Origin of the sequence: uncultured Kiloniella sp. (assembly GCF_937128705.1) — a bacterium.
Lineage (GTDB): Bacteria > Pseudomonadota > Alphaproteobacteria > Kiloniellales > Kiloniellaceae > Kiloniella.
In genome coordinates, this window is sequence record NZ_CAKZMP010000369.1 from 1 (window position 1) to 3,048 (window position 3,048).

Below are 3,048 nucleotides of genomic sequence, written 5' to 3' on the forward strand. Positions count from 1 at the left end.
AAGGGCACAGTTGATACATTCCAATTGAGCACCATCGCGAATATCAATGCCCATAGGGCAGACAACAACACACTGCTTACAATCGATACAATCGCCAAAGGCCTTATCATCCTGTGTTTTTTTTGCGCGTCCTCTGGGATCGCCACGATCTTTACGATAGGTAACTTGCAATGAATCTTCGTCCATCATTGCGGCCTGAATTCTGGGCCACGGACACATATAGATACAAACCTGTTCCCGAGATAGTCCACCAAGGGTGTATGTCGTAAAAGTCAGTAAGGCGACAAAGGAATAGGCGGTTATATCGGCTTGTAATGTAAACAAGTCGACTAAGAGAGTAGGGGCATCAGCAAAGTAAAATACCCATGCGCCACCCGTTGCCATACCAATGATCAACCAGATTGTATGCTTTAGGGTGTATTTCCAGACCTTTTCAAAATCCCATTTATGACGATGTAATTTTATCCGAGCATTCCGATCACCTTCGATCCAACGCTCAACGGCAATAAATAAATCGGTCCAGACGGTTTGTGGACAAGCATAGCCACACCACACGCGACCAAAAAGACTGGTAAAAAAGAAAAGAACAAGCCCGGCAACAATAAGAATACCCGTAATGTAGTATACTTCCTGTGGCCAGAGTTCGATAAAAAAGAAATAAAAACGATTGCCCGGAAAATCAATAAGAACAGCTTGATCCGGTGCACCGGGACCACGATCCCAGCGTATAAAAGGAACTAAGTAATAAATGGAAAGCGTGACGATCATAATCAGCCACTTTAACCGGCGGAACTGACCTTCTGCACGTTTTGGGAAAATAGGTTCACGTTTTTTATAGAGAGGACGGTTCTCTTTTTTGTTAACGGCCTCCACCTCAACGGTGGCTTCCTTAACGATCTGTTCCAGCTTGGTGCTCATTTCTACAGACGTTCTTTTCTGACGTTAAGTTATTTTTTTATAGTACGGGAGAGGTAGAGCTCTCCCGTACATAGGCCTTTGTATTATTCCCCACCACCGAGGGAGTGAACATAAATGCTCAAGGCTTTAATTGTCACGGGATCCAAACGGGCTTCCCATGTTGGCATGACACCTTTACGACCATAAGAAATGGACTGAACAACGGTTTCCTTATCACCGCCGAAGAGCCAAAGCTTATCTGACAGATTTGGTGCCCCCATCTCACGATTACCCACACCACCTGTTTCATGACAAGCGGCACAGTTATCTTCGAAAATAGGTAAACCACGTTGAGCAGCCTCACTGTCACTTGATGTGCCAGACAGAGACAACACATATTCCGCAACGTCAGAAATTTCCTGTTTTTCCAGAATCTCATTAGTCAAGAACGCGGTCATATCGTTAAATCTGGTTTCATCGTGCGTAGAACGAATACCATAGTTAATGGTGTAGTGGATGTCTTCGAGAGATCCGCCCCATAACCAGTGGTCATCATTCAGGTTCGGGTAGCCTTTGGCACCTTGGGCACCACTACCGTGACACCCGGCACAGTTATCGCCAAAAGCCGCCTGCCCAGCAGCAAGCGCGTACTGGTTAAGGTTCGGATCTTTTGCGATATCTTCTAAGCTGGATGCCACGATCTTTGCTTCGATATCAGCACGTCCGGCTTTTACTTCTGCCAGTTCGTTCATAATCGTTTGGCGTTGGGAGTAGCCCAATACACCTTTGGTATAATCACTGATACCTGGCCAGGCTGGCATCGCAATCCAGTACCCAATGGACCAGATTACAGATGCGTAGAGTACCCATAACCACCAACGGGGAAGAGGGTTGTTCAGTTCTTCAATGCCATCCCACTCATGACCAGTAGTATCGACACCAGAGATCTCGTCTTTTCTTGGATTTCCTGCCATAACTAGTCATCCTCTAATGGAATTTGAGCGGCGTGATCAAACTTGCTTTTGTTCTTTGGCCACAGCGCATAAATAACGCCACCCAAGAACATCACAACCAGATACACAAGCCCCCAAGTTTGCGAAAAAGTAGAAATGTCGTTGTATTCCATAACAGTCTCCTTATCGCAGTTCCGGACCTTCAGCCTTATAAGCTGAGAAGTCCACGAGGGTGCCAAGCATTTGCAGGTAAGCAATCAAAGCATCCATCTCTGTAATTACTTTGGCGTTATCATCAAAGTTACGAACCTGTGCTTTCGGATAACGGGCAAGTAGTCCATCGGTATCACCGTCTGGATCAACCTGAGCACGCAAGTCCGCTTCGGCCAATTCAATCATCTCGTCACTATAGGGAACACCGACCATACGGTTTGCTTCCAAGTGCTGTTTGATATCGTTGAAACGTAGTGGTGCATCCAAAAGAAAAGGATAGCCCGGCATCACAGATTCAGGAACAATTCCGCGTGGGTTAATCAAGTGTTCCTTATGCCATTCATCAGAATACTTGCCACCGACACGTGCTAAATCTGGTCCTGTACGTTTTGATCCCCATTGAAAGGGATGATCGTACATTGATTCAGCTGCAAGAGAGTAAGGTCCATAACGCTCTACTTCATCCCGCAAAGAACGGATCATTTGCGAATGACAGTTATAACAGCCTTCACGAATGTAGATGTTACGACCAGCCAATTCCAATGGCGAATAAGGACGCATCCCCTTTACTTTCTCGATTGTACTTTCAAGAAAGAAGAGCGGCGCAATTTCGATCAGTCCACCAATTGAAACCACAATTAGAATACCAATCAATAGAACGATTGAGTTTTTCTCAAAAATGTCATGCTTAATCATGATCTTATAGCCTCCTTATTCTGCAGCTACGGGGCTAGGAACAGCTTCAGGAGCAAGTGAACGGCTTTCCGTTCTTACATCTCCGCGGGCAGTCCGCCATAGGTTGTAAGCCATGATCAGAGAACCGACCACAAAGAAGGCACCACCGATTGCACGGATCCAATAGAAAGGATTCATTGCTTCGACAGTTTCCACGAAAGAGTATTCTAGGAAGCCAAGGTCATCATAGGCACGCCACATTAGCCCCTGTAGAATACCGGATACCCACATAGACGTGATGTATAGAAGA

4 protein-coding genes and 1 pseudogene are annotated in these 3,048 nt (G+C 45.8%); all 5 read right to left on the reverse strand.

Features of this window, described 5'->3' with window-relative positions:
• Positions 1–918, reverse strand: a 918-nt coding sequence (gene ccoG, locus Q0241_RS18580; protein ID WP_299380540.1) for a cytochrome c oxidase accessory protein CcoG, incomplete at its 3' end; no start/stop codon positions are given.
• An 83-nt stretch (positions 919–1,001) separates the two neighbouring features.
• Positions 1,002–1,871 (reverse strand): cytochrome-c oxidase, cbb3-type subunit III, encoded by an 870-nt coding sequence (gene ccoP, locus Q0241_RS18585; RefSeq protein ID WP_299380542.1) that lies wholly within the window; start codon positions 1,869–1,871, stop codon positions 1,002–1,004.
• Between the two features lie 2 nt (positions 1,872–1,873).
• Positions 1,874–2,023: a cbb3-type cytochrome c oxidase subunit 3 gene (locus tag Q0241_RS18590; RefSeq protein WP_299380544.1), complete on the reverse strand. Its 150-nt coding sequence runs from the start codon at positions 2,021–2,023 to the stop codon at positions 1,874–1,876.
• A gap of 10 nt (positions 2,024–2,033) precedes the next feature.
• A complete protein-coding gene (gene ccoO, locus Q0241_RS18595) occupies positions 2,034–2,759 on the reverse strand; it encodes a cytochrome-c oxidase, cbb3-type subunit II (RefSeq protein WP_299380546.1) in 726 nt (241 codons plus the stop codon).
• A 15-nt stretch (positions 2,760–2,774) separates the two neighbouring features.
• Positions 2,775–3,048 (reverse strand): annotated as a pseudogene (locus tag Q0241_RS18600) (cytochrome-c oxidase, cbb3-type subunit I); the annotation flags it as partial.